The organism is Ancylobacter sp. GW821-FHT10E12 (assembly GCF_058809335.1).
This window is the reverse complement of record NZ_JBXASN010000008.1, coordinates 249318-268865: the sequence shown is the minus strand read 5'-3', so window position 1 is coordinate 268865 and position 19548 is coordinate 249318. Positions and strand designations below refer to the sequence as shown.

The following is a 19548-nucleotide window of genomic DNA, read 5'->3' as shown; positions in this document are numbered from 1 at the left end:
GAGAAGGTTCGGGATCGGATAATGTCCAAGAAGCAGATCGCCCTCGCCGTTCTTGTCCAGGGAACGGGTGCACACCCGGCTGCCTGGATGAACACCGGATCCGATAAGGACCGGGCGACCGACGTGGGATTCTACATCGAGATGGCGCAGCTTGCCGAGCGCGGCATGTTCGATCTGTTCTTCGTCGCCGACACCCCGGCGACGCGCACCGGCAACCTTCACGCCTGGCGCCGCTATCCGATGTACACCAATGTGCTGGAGCCGCTGACGCTGCTGTCGGCGGTCTCGGCTTCGACCACGCATATCGGCCTCGGCGGCACGGCATCCACCAGCTTCACCGAGCCCTACAATGTCGCGCGGATGTTCGCCTCGCTCGATCACATCAGCGGCGGTCGCGCCGCCTGGAACGTCGTCACCTCGGCGAATGACTACGCCGCCCGCAATTTCGGGCTCGACAAGCTCCCCCCGCATGACGAGCGCTACGTGCGCGCCCAGGAATATCTCGATGTCGTAAAGGCGCTCTGGGACACCTGGGAGGACGACGCCTTCGTCAACGACATCGGCGAGATGCTGTATTTCGACGCGGACAAGTTCCACCCCGTGGCGCATGACGGCAAGTATTTCCGGGTGAATGGCGGGCTCAACATCGCCCGTCCACCGCAGGGGCGGCCGGTGATCATCCAGGCCGGCGCCTCCAGCACCGGCAAGGAGTTCGCGGCCGAGACCGCGGAAGTGGTGTTCGGTTCGGACCCGACGCTTGAGCAGGCCAAGGACTTCCACGACGACCTCAAGGGCCGGATGGGCAAATTCGGTCGCGGCCCGGACGAGTTGAAGCTGCTGACCGGTCTCTCCGTCGTTGCCGGCGACACCACGGCTCAGGCGGAGGCGGAGTACCAGCGGCTGCAGTCGATGATCCACCCGGATGTCGGCATCATGCGCCTCAACACCGACATCGAGACCGATCTGAGCGACTTGCCGCTCGACGAGCCGGTGCCGCTCGACCGCATCCCGAAGAGCTCGAATTTCCATCAGACCTATTTCGAGAACATCGCCGACATGATCCGCAAGGGCTACACCCTGCGGGAGATCTATACGCGCTACGAGCGCGGCAACCACACCATACGCGGCACCGCCCAGGAGGTGGCCGACCACATGGAGGAGTGGGTGGACGCCGGCGCCTGCGACGGCTTCATGCTGGTGTTCCACACCATACCCGGCGGCCTGCGGGATTTCGTCGAGAAGGTGGTGCCGGAGTTGCAGCGCCGAGGACGTCTGCGCAGCGAATATGCCGGCACGACGCTGCGCGAGCATCTCGGCCTCACGCGCCCGCCGCACGGTCACGCGGCATGAACGGGCTTCGTGCGCGAGCTGCGGCAGCCGGAGACCTGAGAACATGACGCAGGCGGTCGATGCGGACATCGGCCGGCCGGAACGGCGGCGACTGCGTCTCCCGCTTGTCTGGCTCGCCCTGCCGGGTCTTATGTTCCTGGCGTTGTTCCTGCTGCTGCCCGCGGGCCAGCTCCTGTTCCAGAGCGTTCTCGACCGCGCGGGCGGGTTCAGTCTCGCCTCCTACCAACGCGCATTCACCTCCGGCGTTTACCTGCGCGTCATGGGTACGACCTTCGCGGTCGCTTTGCAGACGACGGTGCTGTGCCTGCTTCTCGGCTGCCCTCTCGCCTGCTGGCTGGTCGGCCTGCAGCCGCGCCGGCAACGCCTCGTCGCCATGCTGATCCTGATGGCCTACTGGACGAGCTCGTTGGTCAAGAACTTCGTCTGGCTGGTGCTGCTCGGGCGGACCGGGCCTCTTTCGAACGTCGCCGAGTGGCTCGGCCTTGGACAGCTCGACATGCTTTTCGGGCGCGGCGCCGTCTTGTTCGGCATGACGCACACCATGCTGCCCCTTGCAGTTGTCGCGATGCTGCCGGTGATGTCGAGCATCGACCGGCGACTGATCCGTGCCGCCGAGACGCTGGGCGCGAGCCGGGTGCAGGCGACCTGGCTGGTCTTCCTCCAGCTGGCGATGCCGGGCATCGCCGCGGCCGGACTGCTGGTTTTCGTCGGCTCGCTCGGCTTCTTCATCACCCCGGCACTGCTCGGCGGACCACGGGAGACGATGATCGGCCAGTCAATCATCCAGCAGATCCGGCAGTTCCAGAATCTGCAGCTCGCGGCGGCGCTCTCCGTCATGCTGGTCGCTGCGACCATTGCGGTGTGCGTCCTCTACGACCGTGCCTTCGGCCTGTCGACAATGTCCGGCACAATGCGGCCCGGCGGCCACGCCGATCGCTGGACGCGCCGGCTCGGACTCGCCGTGATGGGCGGGCTCGCTGCCTTCTTCGGGGGCCTGTCGGACGCCATGGCTCGCCGACTTGGCGGCCATCGCTTCGGCTGGCTCCTGCCGGCCTATGGATGGATGATGATCGTCCTCCTGCTGCTGCCGATCCTGCTTGTCATCCCGATGGCGTTCACCTCGTCGACCTTCCTGACCCTGCCTCCGCAAGGCTTCAGCCTCCGCTGGTTCGAGGCCTATCTCGCATCGCCCGTGTGGATCTCGGCGACGTTGCGGTCCCTGGCCATAGGCATGGCGGTGGCCGCCTGCTCCGTGACGCTCGCCACCCTCGCCGCCTACGGCCTTGCCCGCAGCGGCAGCCGCTTCGCCCCGATGATCTACCTGATGTTTCTCGTCCCGATGATCCTGCCGCCGATCGTCATTGCCGTCGCCATTTTCTATGTCTTTTCCTCGCTCGCGCTCATTGGCAGCGATACGGGCATCGTGATCGGACATACGATCATGGCGCTGCCGGTCGCGTTCGTCATCGTGAGCGCGAGCCTCAGCGGTTTTGACTGGCGGCTCGAGCAGGCCGCCGAAACGCTCGGCGCCGGCTGGCTGCGCCGGATCTGGTGGGTGACGCTGCCGCTGATGCGCGGAGGTATCGTCGCCGGCGCCATCTTCGCGTTCCTCGTGTCGTTCGAAGAGCTTACCGTCGCGCTATTCATCGGTGGCGGACTGAAAAGCACCCTCCCCAAACAGATGTGGGACAGCGTCCTCCTGCAGGTAGAGCCGACGCTTGCGGCCGCTTCTCTGTTCGTGGTGATGATTGGCATCACCCTGTTCGTGCTAGCCGAGTGGCTGCGCGCCGGCTCCAACGGATCGCGCCGCCGCGGCTGAGTGAACAAGGCCGCCGCACTACTGCGTTGCCGGATGGTTCGCCAGCGGCGGCCGCTGAAGCAGGCCATCTAGCCTATCGGATGCCATGTTCTCGCGGGGCCTTGGCTGCTTGCCAACCATACCCGCTCGCCAATCCCAATCGGTAAGCAAGCGCATTGAAAATAAAAAGGAACAACCGCTTCGCCGTTCTGTTTACCGTTGCGGAGCAACCCGCTTAGGGAGACGCGAAGTGGCTAAAGCCTCGGATACCCGGATCGTCAAAGACAATAAAATCGCCAAGCACGGTTCGGAGGTCGGGCATAAACCCGGCGCGACCGACAACCCGCGCGGCTACATACGTGGTGAACAGGAGCCGAAGTTCGCCAAGAACAAGCCGGAGGGCTACATCCGCTAGATTGGCGTGTGCGAATGTCGCGCCAAGACCAGCGCCCCGCATCCAGCGCCCCACATCCAGCGCCCCACATCCAGCGCCCGCATCCAGCGCCTGCATCAGGTCGTCGTAGCCGCTCTGGTTCAGCGGGAAGCCCACGGGGCTTGGCAACCGTGGATCAGCATCCCGCCGTCACCAGGCTGGGGATTTCGCGCGAGATTTATGCGCTGGAGATATAAGTCCATGCGGATTTTAGCCGCTAATTGCAGGACGGAGGGTGCCCTATAGTCAAGCGCAGCACGCCGAACCAATAGCGAGATATTTTCGTGATTCATACAAGCCCTGTCGTCGACCGTCACTTGCAGCCGCCCCGCGCCAAGGCCCACGGCGTAGCTGCCACGGATCTCGGTTCTCCTTTCGTGGCTTGTCTGGCGCTTGGCCTGCTGCTCGGGGGCATGAGTTTCATCTCGAAGGCCATGTGCGCCTACAATGCCGTCACGGTCGCCTCGGCGATTGCAAGGGAACCGGTCCGGCCTCAGACGGTGGCCGACACGGCGCTCGCCTTTCCCCGAACGAATGTGGCGTGGAGCACGTCCGAGCCGCTTCCGTGTCGAGAAGTGGCCGGCGTGGCGCATTTGGGCGCCAAAGCGAAAGCGGAGAGCTGATGCCACCGCTGAGGCACTGACGCCGCGTCGCGAAGATATGCGAGCGGGATAGCGTATGGGACGGCACTGGCGCTGCATGGGCTGAGCCAAATCGCCATTTGTGCCGAAGGCGGCCCGGGATATCCTCGCGCCATGGATCTGATCCGCATCCTTCTGGTCGACGATCATCCGATCGTGCGCGAGGGCTACCGGCGGCTGCTGGGGCGCCAGCCCGGCTTTTCAGTCGTGGCCGAGGCCGACAACGGCGATGCGGCGCTAATGGCCTTCGCCGAGCACAGACCCGACATCGTGCTGATGGACCTCTCCATGCCCGGCGGTGGCGGCTTCGCTGCGGTCGAGGCCATGCTCATGCGTGATCCCCAGGCCCACATCATCGTCGTGTCGATGCACCAGGGAGCGATCTTCGCCCAGAAAGCCCTGGCTGCAGGGGCGCGGGGCTTCGTTTCCAAGAGCAGCCCGCCGGACGAACTCGTCCGAGCCATCACGACCGTGATGTCCGGGCGGCGCGTACTCTCGGCGGACATGGCCCAGGAATTCGCCCGCACATCCATCGAGAACGACGATTTCGCCGGGCTGACGCCACGCGAGCGCGACATCCTTCTCCTGCTGGTGCGCGGCATGAACGGGCGCGCCATCGCCCACAGCCTCGGCCTCTCCTCCAAGACGGTGCAGAACAACCTGTCGCAGATCCGCGCCAAGCTCGGCGCCTCCGGCGATGCCGACCTCATGCTCAAGGCGCAGCGCGCCGGCCTCGTCCAGGCAATATGATGCGCGGGCTGCTGCCCCAGCTGGTACTGCGGGTGTTGGTGGCCGGGCTCCTGACAGTGCTGACGGCCGCCGGCTGGGTGCTCTGGGATACGGCGAACGCCGCCCGCCGGGATGCGCAGGCCACCGCCACGCTCGTCTCCGATGCCATCGCCGCTCGGCCGAGTTTCGAGGGCCTGGCCTTCGGCGGCGTGGCACCGATGCCTGTGTTTCGCGATTGGCAGCAATTTCCGGCCTGGAGCCTGATCGCGCCGGGAATCTGCGTCGAGCTCGGACCTCGGGACCAGCCGATACAACGGCGCTGCGGTCCCTATCTGGCGGCGGCCGAGCCTCCGGAATGGTTCGTGTGGCTGGCGCGGCACGTCGGTCTGGTGCCCGAACCGATCGCCGTGCCCGTGAGGACGCGGTACGTCTCCGACGGTTATGTCACCGCGATCGCCGATCCGGGCGTCATCATTACCCGTGCCTGGGCCCGCACCGGCGACCTGATGCGCATCGCGGTGGGAATGGCGATCGGCGGCGCCATCCTGACCGGCCTTCTTGTGGTCCGTCTGCTGGCGCCGTTCCGCACCATACTGCGCGGCATCGAGCGCTTGCAGCGCGGCGACTTCGCCACCCGCCTGCCGCGTCTGCACGTGGCGGAATTCGACCTCCTGAGCTCCGCACTCAACGACACCGCCGCGACGCTACAGGAGGCGCAGGCGATGCGGACCGAGCTCACCCGGCGCCTGTTCACCGTGCAGGAGAGCGAGCGACGGGCACTGGCGCGCGAGCTGCACGACGAGTTCGGCCAGTGCCTGACGGCGACCCGCGCCCTGGCCGCGGCCATCACCCAGTCCGGCGAATCCACGGCCGAAGACGGCGCGCGCATCGCCGAGATATCCGGCCAGATGATGGACAGCCTGCGCGCCGAGCTCTCCCGGCTGCGCCCGCCGGACCTTGACGATCTCGGGCTGCGCCCGGCGCTGGAGCGGTTGGTGGCGGATTGGCGCAGCCGTGTGCCGGCGGTGCGCTTCGGGCTGGAGCTTGCCGGCGACATCGACACGGTGCCGGACGAGCTGGCGCTCAGCCTCTACCGCATCGCCCAGGAATGCGTGACCAACGCGATACGGCATGGCGCGCCGAAGATCGTCTCGCTGCGGATCGAGGTCGGCGACGACATCACGCTGACCGCCACGGATGACGGTTCACCCCGCCACGACGGCCCGATCGGCGATGGCTATGGCCTGCTCGGCATCCGCGAGCGGGTCGACGCCCTGGGCGGCAGCTTCTCGCTGACCCCGGTCGACGGCGGCATGCGCGCGACCGCCCGGCTGCCGCGCTGACCCGGGCGATCTTCCCGGGTCAGCCGGGAAAGCCTCTCTGGCGACCTCATGCGCCCGAGCGCATCCTCGGCGGGCGTAGGGAGGCTTCCCGCATGAACGACATGAGCCATCCGATCACACGGGTCGGTGCCGAAGTCGCCGCCGGCCTGATCGGACACGAGGAGATGGTCGAGCGGCTGCTGATCGCCCTGCTCGCCGGCGGGCATGTCCTGATCGAGGGGCCGCCGGGCATCGCCAAGACCCGCGCCGTCAAGCGCCTCGCCACCTATCTCCCCGGCAGCCATGCGCGAATCCAGTGCACGCCGGACCTGCTGCCGTCGGACCTCACGGGAACGCAGGTGTTCCGCCCGGAAACCGGCGGCTTCGACTTCATACCCGGCCCGCTCTTCCACGCGCTCGTGCTGGTGGACGAGATCAACAGGGCGCCGCCCAAGGTCCAGTCCGCGCTGCTGGAGGCCATGGCCGAGAGCCAGGTGACCACTTCGGGCGTGACCCGCCCCCTGCCCGATCCCTTCATGGTGGTCGCCACCCAGAACCCGATCGAACACGAGGGCACGTTTCCCTTGCCCGAGGCGCAGATGGATCGCTTCCTGCTGCATCTCTCGCTCGGCTTTCCTCTGGCGGAGCAGGAACGGGCGATTCTCGATCTGGTGACGGCCGAGCGGATCGCGCCGCCGGCCCTTGTGGCGATCCCGCTGTCCGTCGACAAGCTGCACGAGGCCAAGGCCGAGGTGGCGCGGGTGCATCTCGCCCCCGCGCTCAAGGACTTCATTGTCCGGCTGGTCATGGCTTCGCGCCCCGGCGGCGCCGTCGCCGAATGGGTCGAACATCCCATCTCCCCGCGCGGCACCCTTGCCCTGGCAGTGGCCGCGCAGGCGCGCGCCTGGCTGAGGGGACGCGACTATGTCCTGCCCGAGGACGTGATCGCACTTGCGACCGATGCGCTCGCGCACCGGTTGATCCCCAGCTGGACCGCCATCGGTGAGGAGCGCACCGGGCGCAGCCTCGTCGCGGACATATTGCGCAAGGTCGAGCCATGGTGAGCGCGGCATTCGACGCTCCGGGCATATATCTTCAGGCTGCGGAGCTTTTGTCGCTGAGGGAAGGAACCCTCGGGGCGGGTCGTCCTCGTCCCGCCTCGCGCCGGCCCGGCGCCCTTCCCGCCAAGCCGGCCGGCGCGGGCATGGACCTGCGGGAGATCCGCGCCTTCGCGGAGGGCGACGATGTCCGCCGGATCGACCATGCCGCCACCGCCCGCACCGGAACGCCGCATATCCGCAGCTTTCATGAGGACCGTGACGACACGCTGCTGCTGATCGCCGACTTCCGCCCGCCCATGCTCTGGGGCACGGGGGCGGCACTGCGTTCCGTCCGTGCGGCGCGGCTGCTCGCCCGGCGGGGATGGCAGGCGGTCGCACGTGGCGCGTCGCTGGCAGCCATCAGCGTCAACGCTGCCGGTGTCGCCGTCATCCCGCTCGGCGGCGGCGTGCCGCAGATGAGCCGGATCAGCCACATGCTGGCCAGCTGGCACAAGCAGGCCCTGGCGGCGGGGGGTGACGTCCCTTCCCTCGCCGAGGTGCTCACCCGCGCCAGACAGCTGGCCCCGCCGGGCGCCGAAGTGCTCATCGCCACCGGCGCGGAGGGGATCGCGTCCGCGGATGAACCCTCCCTGGCCCGGCTTGCGCGACGGCAACGAGTTCGCCTTGTCCTCCCGCTCGATCCGATCGACACGACCCCACCTCCGCTGGCCTTGCCCATTCATGCCGGCGCGTTCAGCCGGTTCGCGCAGCTTCGTCCTTTCGATCCCGCGCCGCTGTCCCGGCGCATGCGCGCACTGAACGTGAGCATCGAGGTGATCGCTGATGACGCAGGCTGAGCTGATCGCCGCGCTGCCGGAAGGACGGCTGCCGCCTGCCCTGATGCAGCTTCACGCTACCGATTTCATGATGCTGTTCGGCGCCGGGCTGCTGCTGGCTGCGCTATTGTTGTGGCTTGCGGCTCCTCTCCTCGAGCGCCGGCCATCGCGACGCGCCCTCATCCGCGCCACGCGAGGATTGGCACCAGAGGAGCGATCGCTCGCCATCGCGCGCATTCTCGGGCACCTGCCGCACGAGCTGCGCGCCACGGCCTATGGTGCTGCTCCGGCACTCGGCGCCGACGCGGTCGAGCGCATCGCCCTGAAAGCGAGGCGCGTACACCGATGAGCTTCGCCTTTCCCCTTGCACTTGTGCTGCTACCGCTGCCCTTGCTGGTCCGGTACTTTCCAGCGGTCGGCGCTCCGGCGAACGCCTCGCTGAGCATCGCGCCCGGCGCCTTCTCCGCGGCCATTCCTGCCCAAGGGCAGGACGATCGGCTGGGCACCGTCCTGACGATCGCCGTCTGGACAGCGCTGGTGCTGGCGCTTGCCGGCCCGCAGATCCCGGCGATGAAGGATGTCGTCACCGCGTCGGGACGCGAGATCGTGCTGGCGCTGGACCTGTCCGGCAGCATGCTCAGGGAGGATTTCGTCCTCGACGGCAAACCTCTGTCGAGGCTCGATGCCGTCAAGAGCGTCGCCGCCCGCTTCGTCGCCGCCCGCAAGGGGGATCGGATCGGCCTGGTGATCTTCGGCGACCGGGCCTATGTCGCGCAGCCACCCACCTTCGACGTGGACGCGGTCGCTCACGCCATAGACGTCGCCCAGATCGGCATTTCGGGTCGCTCCACGGCGATTTCCGACGGATTGGGCCTGGCCACGCGACGGCTCTTGCAGAGCGACGCCAGGAGCAAGGTCGTCGTCTTGCTCTCGGACGGCGTCGACACGTCGGGAAAGGTGCAGGCAAGCGACGCGGCGCGGCTCGCCGCCAGCCACGGGGTCCGGGTACATACGATCGCGCTCGGGCCGGAGGATCTGGAGAGCCAGCCGCAGTCGCGCGACGCGGTCGATGCTGCGGCCCTGCATGCCATGGCCGAGGCCGGCGGCGGCGTCAGCTTCCGGGTGCGCAGCATGGACGATCTCAAGGCCATGGCCGCGAGCCTCGACCAGCTCGAGCCCAATCCGATGAAACGCCCGCCGCTGCATTACTGGCACCCGCTCTGGATGTGGCCGGGCGGCGCGGCCCTGGCGCTGGCCGTACTGCTCGCCCTACGGAGACGGGTATGAGTGCTTTCGTCCTGCTGCGTCCCTGGTGGCTGGCGGCCGTGCCGCTCCTCGCCGTCATCGCGCTGTGGCAATGGTGGCGCGGCCCTGCCGCCGGCGGATGGGAACGAGTGATACCGCCCGCCATGCTCGCCGCCATGCGGGCGCTGGGCCATCTGCACGGCGCGGCCGGCCGCCGGGACCTCACCCCGTTGGCCGCAGCGGGACTGATCGGCCTCGGCCTCTGTGGCCCTGCGATGCCGCGCGCCGACGCCCCCCTGCTCGCCGGGCGAGGCGCGATCCTGATCGCCATCGACATGTCGCCCTCGGTCGCCGAAAGTCCCGCCCTTGCCGACGCACAGGCCGCCGCCGCCACTATCCTGACGGCCGCCGACGGACGGCCCGTGGGCCTCCTCCTCTATTCGGGTGAAGCCTATGACGTCGCGGCTCCCACCGCCGATCCTGCGACACTGGAGAGCCAGATCGCCGTGCTCGGTCCCGACACCATGCCGAGCGGAGGCAGCCGCCCCGCCGCGGCACTGGCCCTGGGACGGCAGATGCTCCACGGGACTCAAGACGCCGATCTCGTGCTGATCTCCGATGGCGGCGGCGTCGACGACGACACGCGCACGGAAGCCGAGCGCCTCGATGGCGACGGCATCCGCCTTTCCGTCCTGACCTTGGCGGGTACGACGGGCGGAGAAAGCCATATCGCAGTCCTCGAAACACTTGGCGTCACCTCCGCCTCCGCCCGTTCACCGGAAGCCGTGCTGCGCCGCCTTTCGCGGTGGGGGGCGTTGCAGAAGGACCCGGCGCTGGCCACGCTGGAGTTCCGTGATCTCGGTCCCTTCGTCGCCGCACTGGCCGTCATCCCCATGCTCGGCCTGTTCCGGAGGCGCACGTGAATCGTGCCGCGCTCCTGGTCGCAGTTGGTCTCGCCAGCGTGCTCCTCGCCGGCCCCGCCGCATGGGGACGCCTGGCGCTCTGGACCGGCATGCCGGGAGCCGCGATGCTGCTCGACGACGACGCAGCGCGGGGCCTCGCTCTGTACCGCGACCATGCCTACATCGCCGCCGATGCGGCCTTCGCCAAGGCCGGACGCAGCCAGACCTTCAACCGGGCGCTGACGCTGGCGGCGACCGGACGGCACGCTCTGTCGGTCGCCTATCTCGACGCCGTGCTGTTCGCCAATCCGGCCGATGCCGAAGCGCGCCGACTGCGCGACCTGGTCGATGCCATGATCCCCCTGACGCGGGGCGAAGGCGTCGCGCCGGGACGGCTGCCCGGCCATGGCGGACTCGCGCCGTCGGAAGATGCGGGCGCCCGGACGATGGCCAGCACGCCGGACCCGACCTGGAAGAAGCCGATCGAGGCGCGCGGTTTCGCCGCCTCGGACGCCTGGCTGGAGACGCTTTCCGACGATCCGGGCGAGTTCCTGCGTCTACGCCTCCGCAAGGAATATGAACGCAGAACCGGCCTCGGCCTCATTCGACCAGAGGAGGGCGACAGATGGTGATCCGCCTGGTCCTTCCCATCCTCCTCACCCTGCTCGCCGGCAGTGCCCGCGCCGAAAGCCTGCGCGTCGTCGTGCCCGAGATGCGGCCGGTCGTCGGCGAGATGATCCCGGTGACGCTGCGCGGCGAATATACCCGCCAGATCACGCTGGAAACGCTGACCTTTCCCAACTCGGACACCTATGATTGGATCCAGCTTGCGCGCGACCAGTGGCGGAACGAACAGATTGGCGGCCGCACCGTCCGGGTGTTCGAACGCCGCCTTGCCGTCTTCCCCCGGCATGCAGGGACGCTCACTATCGGGCCGGTCACGCATCGTCTCACCGTGGTAGGTGCGAACAACCTTCGCGAACCGCTCGACGTGACGGCTCCGCCGGTCACGCTGCCGGTGGCGCCGTTCCCGGCCGAGGATACGCCGCTCCCTGCCCGCAGCCTCACCATCGAGGACACGCTGTCGGCCGCGCCGGGCGCATTGCGCGACGGCGAGTCCCTGGTTCGACGGGTCATTCTGAAGGCCGAAGGCACGCTTCCGCATTTGCTGCCACCGCGCCCGGCCATGCGCGAACCGTGGCTGATCAGCTTCGCGACGCCGGAACGGCGCGAGATGCAGCTGACGCCCGACGGGCCGGTGACGACCGTCACCTGGGAATGGCACCTGCGCCCCAAGACCGGCGAACCGGGCGTACTCCCGGCCATCGCCATCCCCTGGTTCGACACTGTCGCCCGGCAGATGCGCGTCGCCGACATTCCGGCAATCCCCTTCGGCTATGCGAGCTTTCGCGACAGTCGCAGCGGTACCGGACACCTGCCGGCCGGACAGGTGAGCACCGCGCTCCTTACCTTCGCGATCGGCGCGGCGGCCGGCCTGGGCGTGGCTTTCCTCGGGCTTTCGCGACGCCGAAAGGCGGACATGTTGCGGAGCCTGCGAAGGCTGTCACCCCTCGATCCGACCCGCCGCGCCCTGAAGCGAGTCCCGCGGAGCGGGGATCTGTTCGCGCTCCGTCGCGCGGCCGAGCGTTATTTGCGCCGTCGGCGTGATCTGGGCTTGCCGGTAACCGGACACGAAACGGCTTATCTTGATGAATTTCTGTACGGACGAGCCGGCAAGACGCCGACGTTCAATGCGAAGACCGGGTTAGGGGAAATCTTCAGTCACAAATAAGAAGACCTGCCGTTCCCGCTTACGGCAGGTCTTTTGGCAGGGGAAAAGACGGCCCCGAATGTCAGGAAGCCGGATGCATTCCAGCTTCCGCTATTTGGCGCGCATCTGCCGGATCATCCTGAAGCGGACCCGCTCATACGGGCGCTCCAAGCGGCAGGAGTTGAAAGACGCATCATATTGGGTCCAGTCTCAATCCTCAGGACCGCATGGCTCGCGGCAGCCCCTTCTCAAGATCCCCCCAAGCGGAGATTTTCCATGTCACTGTCGATGTTCGACGCCTCGATCCCCGTTTTCCTGCGGGCGTTCGACAATTATTCGGCGATCCTCGAAAAGGGCGAAAATTTCGCTCGGGCGGAAGGCATCGATCCCGCGACGTTCGTCGAGGCACGGCTGGCCCCGGACATGCTGCCGCTGGCCGGACAGGTTCAGCGAGCCAGCGATACGGCGAAGTTCTGTGCAGTCCGCCTTGCCGCGACCGAAGGCCCGAGCTTCGATGACAACGAAGCGAGCTTTGCCGAGCTCCACGAGCGCATCGCCAAGACAGTCGCCTATCTCAGGGAGCTCGACCCGACCCAGTTCGAAAGCAGCGAGACCCGGCAGATCGTGCTGAAGCGACGGCAAGGCGAGGTGATCCTGGACGGACGCAGCTACCTCTTCACCTTCGCGCTGCCCAATTTCTTCTTCCACGTCACAACCGGCTACGACATCCTGCGCCACAAGGGCGTGCCGATCGGCAAATCGGACTTTCTAGGTCCGCTCTGAACGACCCCCTGCAGCCGGTCGGGATGAAAGGTGCGTGGATTCTTACTTGCCGCAGCACCAAACCGGGTTCGATAGTCTTTAGGAGGCATGCCCGTAGCGCGGATGAATGCCCGGCGGAACGTCCGCACGTCGTCATAACCCACCTGCCATGCAATCTGCTCCACTGTCCGCAGCGTGGTCTCCAGCAGTTCGCGCGCCTGCGACACGCGTAGCTGCTGGCAATATTCGGTCGGCGTCATGCCCGTCGCCTTCTTGAAACGTCGCAGATATGTCCGCTCCTCGAGGCCAGCGAGCTCGATCATCGCCGCAAGGGTGAGGTTGCGCGGGCCTTCGGACTGGAGGAAATGCTGGACCTTCAGCACCGCCTCGTCCTGGTGATCGAGCTTGGGTGAGAAACGGCTGTAGCTGCTCTGTTGGCGGCCAGGAGGGTCGACGAGGAGGAAGCGCGCAGTCTCCATCATTACCGCACGGCCCAGCAGGCGCTCCGTCAAGGTCAGGCCGAGGTCGATCCACGCCATGACGCCGCCAGCCGTGATCACGTCGCCATGGTCCACGAGCAATTTGCGGGTGTCCACACGGACATTGGGAAACCGCTCCGCCAGGATTTCCGCATAACTCCAGTGGGTCGTGGCGCTGCGCCCATCCAGCAATCCCGTTTCCGCCAGCAGGAAGGCTCCGGCACAGACTGATCCCACCGCCGCGCCATCCATGTGCCGCGCCCGCAACCACGGCGCGATGGTGCGCGCCGTCTCGCTGGTGGGCGGCTCGCCGAGGCTGGGCGGGAGCACCAGGATCACCGGATGGTGGGGCTTTCCCGGCATGGTGTCGTAGGTGCAGGAAGGTGGGAGATCCGTTTCCACCGGCTGCCAGTGGCTCACCCGAAGCGTGAGTTCCTGCCCATCGCCTTGCGCGAAGCGGCCGGCCACGTTGAAGAGGTCGGTGAGGCCGTGGACGGCCGCGAGCTGGACGCCCGGATAGACGATCAGGCCGATCTCGGCGCTCGCGCCGCTCGTGTTCATTTGTCGGTTCCGGCCCCGATTATGTCGCCACACGCCAGTTCGAAGAATGCGTGAGCGGCGATACTCGAGTCCAGCGCTGTTGACGCTTCATTCCAGCCTTGGACCTCTGAACATGACCAAGCGTGCCCTGATCATCGTGGACATCCAGAATGATTATTTCCCTGACGGGAAATGGCCCCTATCGGGGGTGGAGGCTGCGGCCGGCAACGCCGCCCGCCTGATCGCGGCGGCGCGCGAAGCCGGCGACCTCGTGGTTCATATCCGACATGAATTCGCGTCGGCGGACGCGCCCTTCTTCACGCCGAATTCGGTGGGCGCCCAGATCCATCCGTCGGCACAGAACCGCTCAACCGAGGACGTGGTGCTGAAGCACGAGGTGAATTCCTTCAAGGGTACCGGCCTGAAAGATCTGCTCGACAGCCATGGCATCGCCGAAGTGATCATAGCCGGCAATATGAGCCATATGTGCGTCGACGCCGCGAGCCGCGCGGCCGCGGATTTCGGCTTTGCCGTCACCGTCGCCCATGATGCCTGCGCGACGCGGGACCTGGAATTCAACGGTGTTCATGTGCCGGCGGCACAGGTGCACGCCGCCTTCATGGCGGCCCTGGCATTCGCCTATGCCAAAGTGGCCTCCACGCAAGATCTGCTGCGAGGGGATTGATGGCGGGCGCCCCGAAAACCCGCACATCTTCCATGAAGGAGCGCCAAAGGCTGTTGCGCGAAACGGCGATCCTTCAGACTGCCCACGATCTGATAGCCGCGAAGGGTTTCGTCCGGATGACCCTGGACGAAGTGATCTTTGATGTCGGCATTTCGAAGCCAACCTTCTACCAGCACTTTGATTCCAAGGAGGAGCTGGGAGTCGCCGTACTCATGACGGCGCTTGGCGATGCGCAATCGCGCATCGACCTTCTCGCGGCCCAGCTGCCACCGGAGGACGCGCTCCAAGCCATGATCGGCTGGGTTGTCGACATGCACTTCTCCTCCGGCAGCTATTACGACCTGATCGATACACTTCAGCTTTCGGACCATCCTCGCTTGAAAGAGACGGAGCGGGCTCTGATCGCGCGGATTGGTTGCCTCGTGCAGGAGTGCCAAAGGCGGGGGCGCATCCCGGCGCCGGCGCCAGCGGCGCTCGTCGCCCACGCCTTGCATGCCCTGCTGAAGTGCTGCGCTTTCGAAGACATTCTCGGTGCCGACAAAAATGCGATGAAGGCCGCAGTAGCGGCTCTTTTCCTCTTTCCGATCGTCAGTGAATATTACTCAGAGTAAAGCTTACTTACTCTTTGAATTGTCGTTTTTCGTTGACTTGTTTCTGGTTGAGAAAATATTGTTCTACATAGGAATATGACTGTGCAGATGCAGTTCGCCTTGGGCCGTCTTGCGCCTGATCCCGGCTACGCATGCGCATTTGCTTCCGAATGGTCACGTCCGACCGGGACGTCGAGAGACCGTTCACGCATCGCCGCGCGGCGACGCGAAGGCATGCTTTTTTATTCCAGGGGACATCTTGGCCATGAAGCTTCTCGGATACGCATTGCTCGCTCTGAGGACAGCTCATTCCGCCCAGGCGGCGGCCGCCGATAGGGTTGTGTTCTTCCAGAATCTTTCCCCCATCTCCACTGTCACGATCATTGCCAAGGCGAAGGGGATGTTCGAGGCCGAGGGGCTCGATGTGGATGTGCGCAATGTCACATCGGGAAAGCTGGCGCTGGACGCCCTGATCGGCGGCAGCGCCAACCTCGCCACCGTCTCCGAGGTGCCGATCATGCGCGCCGCACTGGTCGGCGAGCCGGTGGAAATCGTCGCGACCATGGAGAAGTCGGACAATGACGTCCAGATCCTGGCGCGCTCCCAATCGGGAATCCAAACCCTCAGGGACCTGAAGGGCAAGAAGATCGCCACCGCCATCGGCACCAGCGCGGAATACATGCTGGTCAAAGCACTAGAGGCCGGCAGCCTGAAGATAAACGATGCGACCGTCATCAACCTGCGGCCGCAGGACATGGCGGCGGCGCTGGAACGCGGCGATCTGGACGCCTACGCGATCTGGCAGCCCCATGTCTATATTGGCCAGCGGCTGATGGGTGCCTGACGAATGCGCGGCTGTTTCCGGGGCCGTCCAGGTTGGCGGAGGCGATGGTGCAGCTCGCGCTATCCGGCGAACTGATGCTGGGCCTGTGGGCGACGCCGCCTATTTCCGTGCGCATCTGCTCGCGCTCATGCAGGAGCCTTACGTGGTGCTGACACCCGCAACCGACGGTTCGGCTCCACCGCTTTCGGATCGAACGGGAGAGCAGAAGCTTCAAAGCCTGTGGACCGTGACCGGCCTGCCAAGCCTGGCGACGCCATGTGGCAAGGTGGATGGGCTTCCCGTCTGCGTTCAGCTGGTGAGCACTCCCGACCGCGAAGACCTGTGCCTCGCCGCGGCCCGGCCCGTGGAGGCGGCCTATGGCCAGGCGAGCCTTGTGGCCGAAGAAATCGGGAGCGGATCGGCATGGGCCACCGCCTGAGCCGGAGCAGCCGGACCATGCATTTTCAGGGTGTTGCCGAGGCGGTCGACATTATGGCGAGTGAGATAACCACGGAGAATCCACGCAAGGGACGCATCGACGTCCGCAATTTCGCGCTGAGCTATCCGACGCCGGCAGGGCCGATGGAAGCCGTCACCAATGCCAGCATCCATGTCGAGCCGGGCGAATTCGTCTCGCTGATTGGCCCATCCGGCTGCGGCAAATCCTCCCTGTTGAATGCGGTGGCCGGCTTCCTGACGCCAACACGCGGCGTGGTCGCCGTGGACGAGGAGGTGGTGAAGGAGCCCAGCGCCGATCGAGGCATGGTTTTCCAGCAATACTCGCTCTTCCCGTGGATGACGGTTCGCCAGAACATCGAGTTCGGGCTGAGAATGAAGGGGATGGACAAGTTCACGCGCCAGCGTGCCGCCCGTACCCTGCTGGGGCTATCAGGTCTGCTGGCCTTTGAGAGCGCCTATCCCGACAGCCTCTCCGGCGGCATGAAGCAGCGCGTCGGCATCATCCGGGCACTGGCGACCGGGCCGAAGGTGCTGCTGCTGGATGAACCCTTCGGAGCTCTCGATGCCCAGACCAGGATCATCATGCAGCAGATACTGACCAACATCTGGCAGAGCCTCAAGATATCCGTGCTTTTCGTTACCCACGATATCGACGAAGCTATTTTCCTGTCCGATCGCATCTACTGCATGACGTCGCGGCCCGGCTCGGTGAAGGCGGAGATACAGGTTCCCCTGCCTCGTCCGCGCGAGCCCGGAATGATGACCTCGGCCAGCTTCGTCGACGTGCGCGCGCACCTCATGTCGCTCATCCGCGACGAAAGCATCAAAGCCATGGGACGCGAGGCAGGAACAGCCGACCTGCAAGGCCTGAACATCGACCTTGGCGGTCGCTCCCTCTACGACATCATCTAAATCGGCCAGATCCCGGCTGGTCCTGCCGGACCTCGCCGACCTGTACCGATACCTGGAGGCATTCCTCGACAGGCATCGGCGGGGGCTGCTGGAGGATGCCACCGGTGTCGGCGGACGATTCTTCACATCCCCATGAACGATCGTCAGAATCGCACGCCGCGATTGTAGCTGTTGATGAGCTCGTTGTAATCGCGGACAAGACGAGCCGGAGACCCTTCGACCATCCACCCGCCGCCAGAATTGAGCATCATCTTGTCGCCGCTGCTGTAGGGCACCTTGTCTCGAATACGCCGCATCAGCTGTTTTGCCGTGACAAGGAACGCCTTGGCGTCGTTGACGAAACTCCCTCCGATCTTGCTGTCCTTGTTCGTATCGGCGTAGTCGGCGGTCGCCTTGGTTATGGCTTCGTATTCGTTCAACGCCTGAGTGATGCTGGCCAGATCGGGAGGCGAGGCATTCTGCGTGCGCAAGACACGCTTGGCGCGCATCATCAGTGCCTCGACATGATAGCTTTCCTTGCGCCCTTCGGTCTTCTCGATCTCGGCGAGCTTCTCCGCCGCCCGCTTGTCCTGGAGCGTATCGACACCGGCACGGAGCTTCGCGTCGGCGGCCGCGAACGCGTTCCAGGCGGCGACCAGACGGGGATGCAGGGCTTTGCCCTTTGTCATCTTGTCGTCCTTGTAGTTCTCCTGCTCGTAATAGTCGTCCGCCTCCTTCAGCAACGGTTCGAGCACGACAACAGCCTCCACGAACGCCGTTGCCGCGGCTTCCAGTTCGGCGTCACGCGGCTCGAGCGCATTGGCGGCCTCGACGTCCCGCTTACAGTCCGTTGTGTCGTAGATGGTGTAGGTGCCGTAAATGATCCGCTCCTTGCCGGTAGGACCGTTCTTTCCGACCCAGCTGAAATAGCGCTCGCGAGACGAATAACTCCGCTCGGAAAGGCGGTTGATGCAGCCGATATAAGCGTTGAGCTTCTCGGTAAGTGACGAGTTCTGCGCAGCTGCGGCACCTCCGAGTAAAGGTGCCAACGCGATCAATGAGGCCATGAAGGCAATCGGCGCGCGGATAGATTTCATCACCATCCCCCCAAGGTCAGCCTCTCGCCAATCGGCTGATCGTCGTCAGCCTGATGCCGGGCCGTTACCGTTGTACTCAAGAATTATCATACCTAAGGCTAATATGGCAGGGGCGGATGGCGAGAGCCCCGACGTCAGGTCGGCGAAGACAGTTGAGCGTGTTGATAGAGAGCCCATAAGGAAAAACGACGGGTGACGTGCAGCCCTGGCGCGCTATGGTGGTCACGCGTTCACGCACAGGGATCGGGGTGGAAAATGTCGTTCGAGTTCGGGCCGATCCGCCTTTCGACGGATGTCTGCTTGCCGACAATCCGAAATCGCGCCGCCCCTGCCCGCTGCTCCTAGCCGCCTCGCACAATGCACAATTTCACCAGCGTCTTCCTTCTGGTCTATGCGGCTCTCTTCCCGATCATCAATCCAATCGGCGGGGCGCCGATCTTCATCGGCCTGACGGCCTCCTGCACAGAGGTCGAGCGCAAGGCTCTGGCACGCGGCGTCGCCATCAACAGCGTATTGTTGATTGCCGGGTCGATGTTCGTCGGATCCCATATTCTGGTGTTCTTCGGCATCACACTCCCGATTGTCCGCGTCGCCGGTGGACTGGTCGTCGTGGCCTTCGCGTGGAAGTTGCTCCAGACAGGCGTCGTTTCTGAATCACAACGGCCCACTGTCGACAACCACCCCGACATCGATTCCTTCTATCCCCTGACCATGCCGCTCACGGTGGGACCGGGCACAATCTCGGTTGCCATCGCGCTGGGCAGTCAACGGCCCGGCGGGGACTATGGCATTGCAAACGCACCGTTTCTGGGCGCTGTTATCGCAGGGATAATTGCCACGGCGGTTACGATCTATGTTTGCTACCGGTTTGGCGAGCGGGTCATCGCGCTGCTGGGAAAGAACGGCACCAACGTCGTCGTGCGGCTGTCGGCCTTCATCCTGCTATGTATCGGCGTCCAGATTTTGTGGACCGGCTACCAATCCCTCATGGCTCCTCCCGCCTAGTCCGTTCATGGCGGCGCTGCCTATGGCCCTACGGGCCTTCACACGAGCCGCAGACCAATCGCGGCCCTGTTGATCTTTTGCGATGGACTACCCCAAACGGACCCACTCGCTGCCGGCAGCGGATCGGGAGCACTCATTGCCGATCGGCTC

At 65.5% G+C, this 19548-nt stretch carries 22 protein-coding genes; 20 read left to right on the top strand and 2 right to left on the bottom strand.

Features of this window, described 5'->3' with window-relative positions; translation table 11 throughout:
• Positions 1-21: 21 nt before the first annotated feature.
• From AC1RU4_RS13440 to AC1RU4_RS13375, 14 genes are all read left to right on the top strand, one after another.
• On the top strand, positions 22-1350 hold the full coding sequence (locus AC1RU4_RS13440) for an LLM class flavin-dependent oxidoreductase (protein ID WP_492891587.1): 1329 nt from the start codon (positions 22-24) through the stop codon (positions 1348-1350).
• A 43-nt stretch (positions 1351-1393) separates the two neighbouring features.
• Positions 1394-3169: an ABC transporter permease subunit gene (locus tag AC1RU4_RS13435; protein WP_492891586.1), complete on the top strand. Its 1776-nt coding sequence runs from the start codon at positions 1394-1396 to the stop codon at positions 3167-3169.
• Positions 3170-3398: 229 nt separating this feature from the next.
• Positions 3399-3563, top strand: coding sequence for a hypothetical protein (locus tag AC1RU4_RS13430; protein WP_492891585.1), 165 nt, complete (start codon positions 3399-3401; stop codon positions 3561-3563).
• Positions 3564-3865: 302 nt separating this feature from the next.
• Entirely contained in the window at positions 3866-4204 is a 339-nt protein-coding gene (locus tag AC1RU4_RS13425; protein WP_492891584.1) for a hypothetical protein, read from the top strand.
• A gap of 132 nt (positions 4205-4336) precedes the next feature.
• A complete protein-coding gene (locus AC1RU4_RS13420) occupies positions 4337-4972 on the top strand; it encodes a response regulator (protein ID WP_492891583.1) in 636 nt (211 codons plus the stop codon).
• Entirely contained in the window at positions 4972-6294 is a 1323-nt protein-coding gene (locus AC1RU4_RS13415) for a histidine kinase (RefSeq protein ID WP_492891582.1), read from the top strand. The genes AC1RU4_RS13420 and AC1RU4_RS13415 overlap by 1 nt, the downstream gene beginning before the upstream one ends.
• A gap of 92 nt (positions 6295-6386) precedes the next feature.
• Positions 6387-7337 (top strand): AAA family ATPase, encoded by a 951-nt coding sequence (locus AC1RU4_RS13410; protein ID WP_492891581.1) that lies wholly within the window; start codon positions 6387-6389, stop codon positions 7335-7337.
• A gap of 140 nt (positions 7338-7477) precedes the next feature.
• Entirely contained in the window at positions 7478-8170 is a 693-nt protein-coding gene (locus AC1RU4_RS13405; RefSeq protein ID WP_492891580.1) for a DUF58 domain-containing protein, read from the top strand.
• Positions 8157-8498: a hypothetical protein gene (locus AC1RU4_RS13400; RefSeq protein WP_492891579.1), complete on the top strand. Its 342-nt coding sequence runs from the start codon at positions 8157-8159 to the stop codon at positions 8496-8498. The genes AC1RU4_RS13405 and AC1RU4_RS13400 overlap by 14 nt, the downstream gene beginning before the upstream one ends.
• Entirely contained in the window at positions 8495-9436 is a 942-nt protein-coding gene (locus tag AC1RU4_RS13395) for a VWA domain-containing protein (RefSeq protein WP_492891578.1), read from the top strand. The genes AC1RU4_RS13400 and AC1RU4_RS13395 overlap by 4 nt, the downstream gene beginning before the upstream one ends.
• Entirely contained in the window at positions 9433-10317 is an 885-nt protein-coding gene (locus AC1RU4_RS13390) for a vWA domain-containing protein (protein WP_492891577.1), read from the top strand. Before AC1RU4_RS13395 ends, AC1RU4_RS13390 begins: the two co-directional genes overlap by 4 nt.
• Complete coding sequence (locus AC1RU4_RS13385) at positions 10314-10928, top strand: hypothetical protein (protein ID WP_492891576.1); 615 nt, start codon at positions 10314-10316, stop codon at positions 10926-10928. The genes AC1RU4_RS13390 and AC1RU4_RS13385 overlap by 4 nt, the downstream gene beginning before the upstream one ends.
• The gene (locus AC1RU4_RS13380; RefSeq protein WP_492891575.1) at positions 10922-12088 is read left to right on the top strand and encodes a hypothetical protein; all 1167 of its coding nucleotides are present in this window, start codon (positions 10922-10924) and stop codon (positions 12086-12088) included. Before AC1RU4_RS13385 ends, AC1RU4_RS13380 begins: the two co-directional genes overlap by 7 nt.
• A 255-nt stretch (positions 12089-12343) precedes the next feature.
• A complete protein-coding gene (locus AC1RU4_RS13375; RefSeq protein ID WP_492891574.1) occupies positions 12344-12850 on the top strand; it encodes a DUF1993 domain-containing protein in 507 nt (168 codons plus the stop codon).
• Here the strand turns inward: AC1RU4_RS13375 and AC1RU4_RS13370 are convergent.
• On the bottom strand, positions 12787-13869 hold the full coding sequence (locus tag AC1RU4_RS13370; protein WP_492891573.1) for a GlxA family transcriptional regulator: 1083 nt from the start codon (positions 13867-13869) through the stop codon (positions 12787-12789). The two genes, AC1RU4_RS13375 and AC1RU4_RS13370, sit on opposite strands and share 64 nt — an antisense overlap.
• A gap of 112 nt (positions 13870-13981) precedes the next feature.
• On the opposite strand from AC1RU4_RS13370, the gene AC1RU4_RS13365 reads away from it, so the two are divergent.
• From AC1RU4_RS13365 to AC1RU4_RS13345, 5 genes are all read left to right on the top strand, one after another.
• On the top strand, positions 13982-14533 hold the full coding sequence (locus AC1RU4_RS13365; protein WP_492891572.1) for a cysteine hydrolase family protein: 552 nt from the start codon (positions 13982-13984) through the stop codon (positions 14531-14533).
• A complete protein-coding gene (locus tag AC1RU4_RS13360) occupies positions 14533-15144 on the top strand; it encodes a TetR/AcrR family transcriptional regulator (protein WP_492891571.1) in 612 nt (203 codons plus the stop codon). The genes AC1RU4_RS13365 and AC1RU4_RS13360 overlap by 1 nt, the downstream gene beginning before the upstream one ends.
• A gap of 244 nt (positions 15145-15388) precedes the next feature.
• Positions 15389-15967 carry an NrtA/SsuA/CpmA family ABC transporter substrate-binding protein gene (locus tag AC1RU4_RS13355; RefSeq protein WP_492891570.1) on the top strand — a complete coding sequence of 193 codons (579 nt, stop codon included), beginning with the start codon at positions 15389-15391 and terminating at the stop codon, positions 15965-15967.
• 85 nt (positions 15968-16052) lie between these two features.
• Positions 16053-16385 carry a hypothetical protein gene (locus AC1RU4_RS13350; protein ID WP_492891569.1) on the top strand — a complete coding sequence of 111 codons (333 nt, stop codon included), beginning with the start codon at positions 16053-16055 and terminating at the stop codon, positions 16383-16385.
• A 53-nt stretch (positions 16386-16438) separates the two neighbouring features.
• Entirely contained in the window at positions 16439-17317 is an 879-nt protein-coding gene (locus AC1RU4_RS13345) for an ABC transporter ATP-binding protein (protein WP_492891615.1), read from the top strand.
• Between the two features lie 143 nt (positions 17318-17460).
• Here the strand turns inward: AC1RU4_RS13345 and AC1RU4_RS13340 are convergent, their stop codons facing one another.
• The gene (locus tag AC1RU4_RS13340; protein ID WP_492891614.1) at positions 17461-18384 is read right to left on the bottom strand and encodes a YiiG family protein; all 924 of its coding nucleotides are present in this window, start codon (positions 18382-18384) and stop codon (positions 17461-17463) included.
• A gap of 366 nt (positions 18385-18750) precedes the next feature.
• Here AC1RU4_RS13340 and AC1RU4_RS13335 point away from each other — a divergent pair, with 366 nt between their 5' ends.
• Positions 18751-19398, top strand: coding sequence for a MarC family protein (locus tag AC1RU4_RS13335; RefSeq protein WP_492891568.1), 648 nt, complete (start codon positions 18751-18753; stop codon positions 19396-19398).
• Positions 19399-19548: the final 150 nt, after the last annotated feature.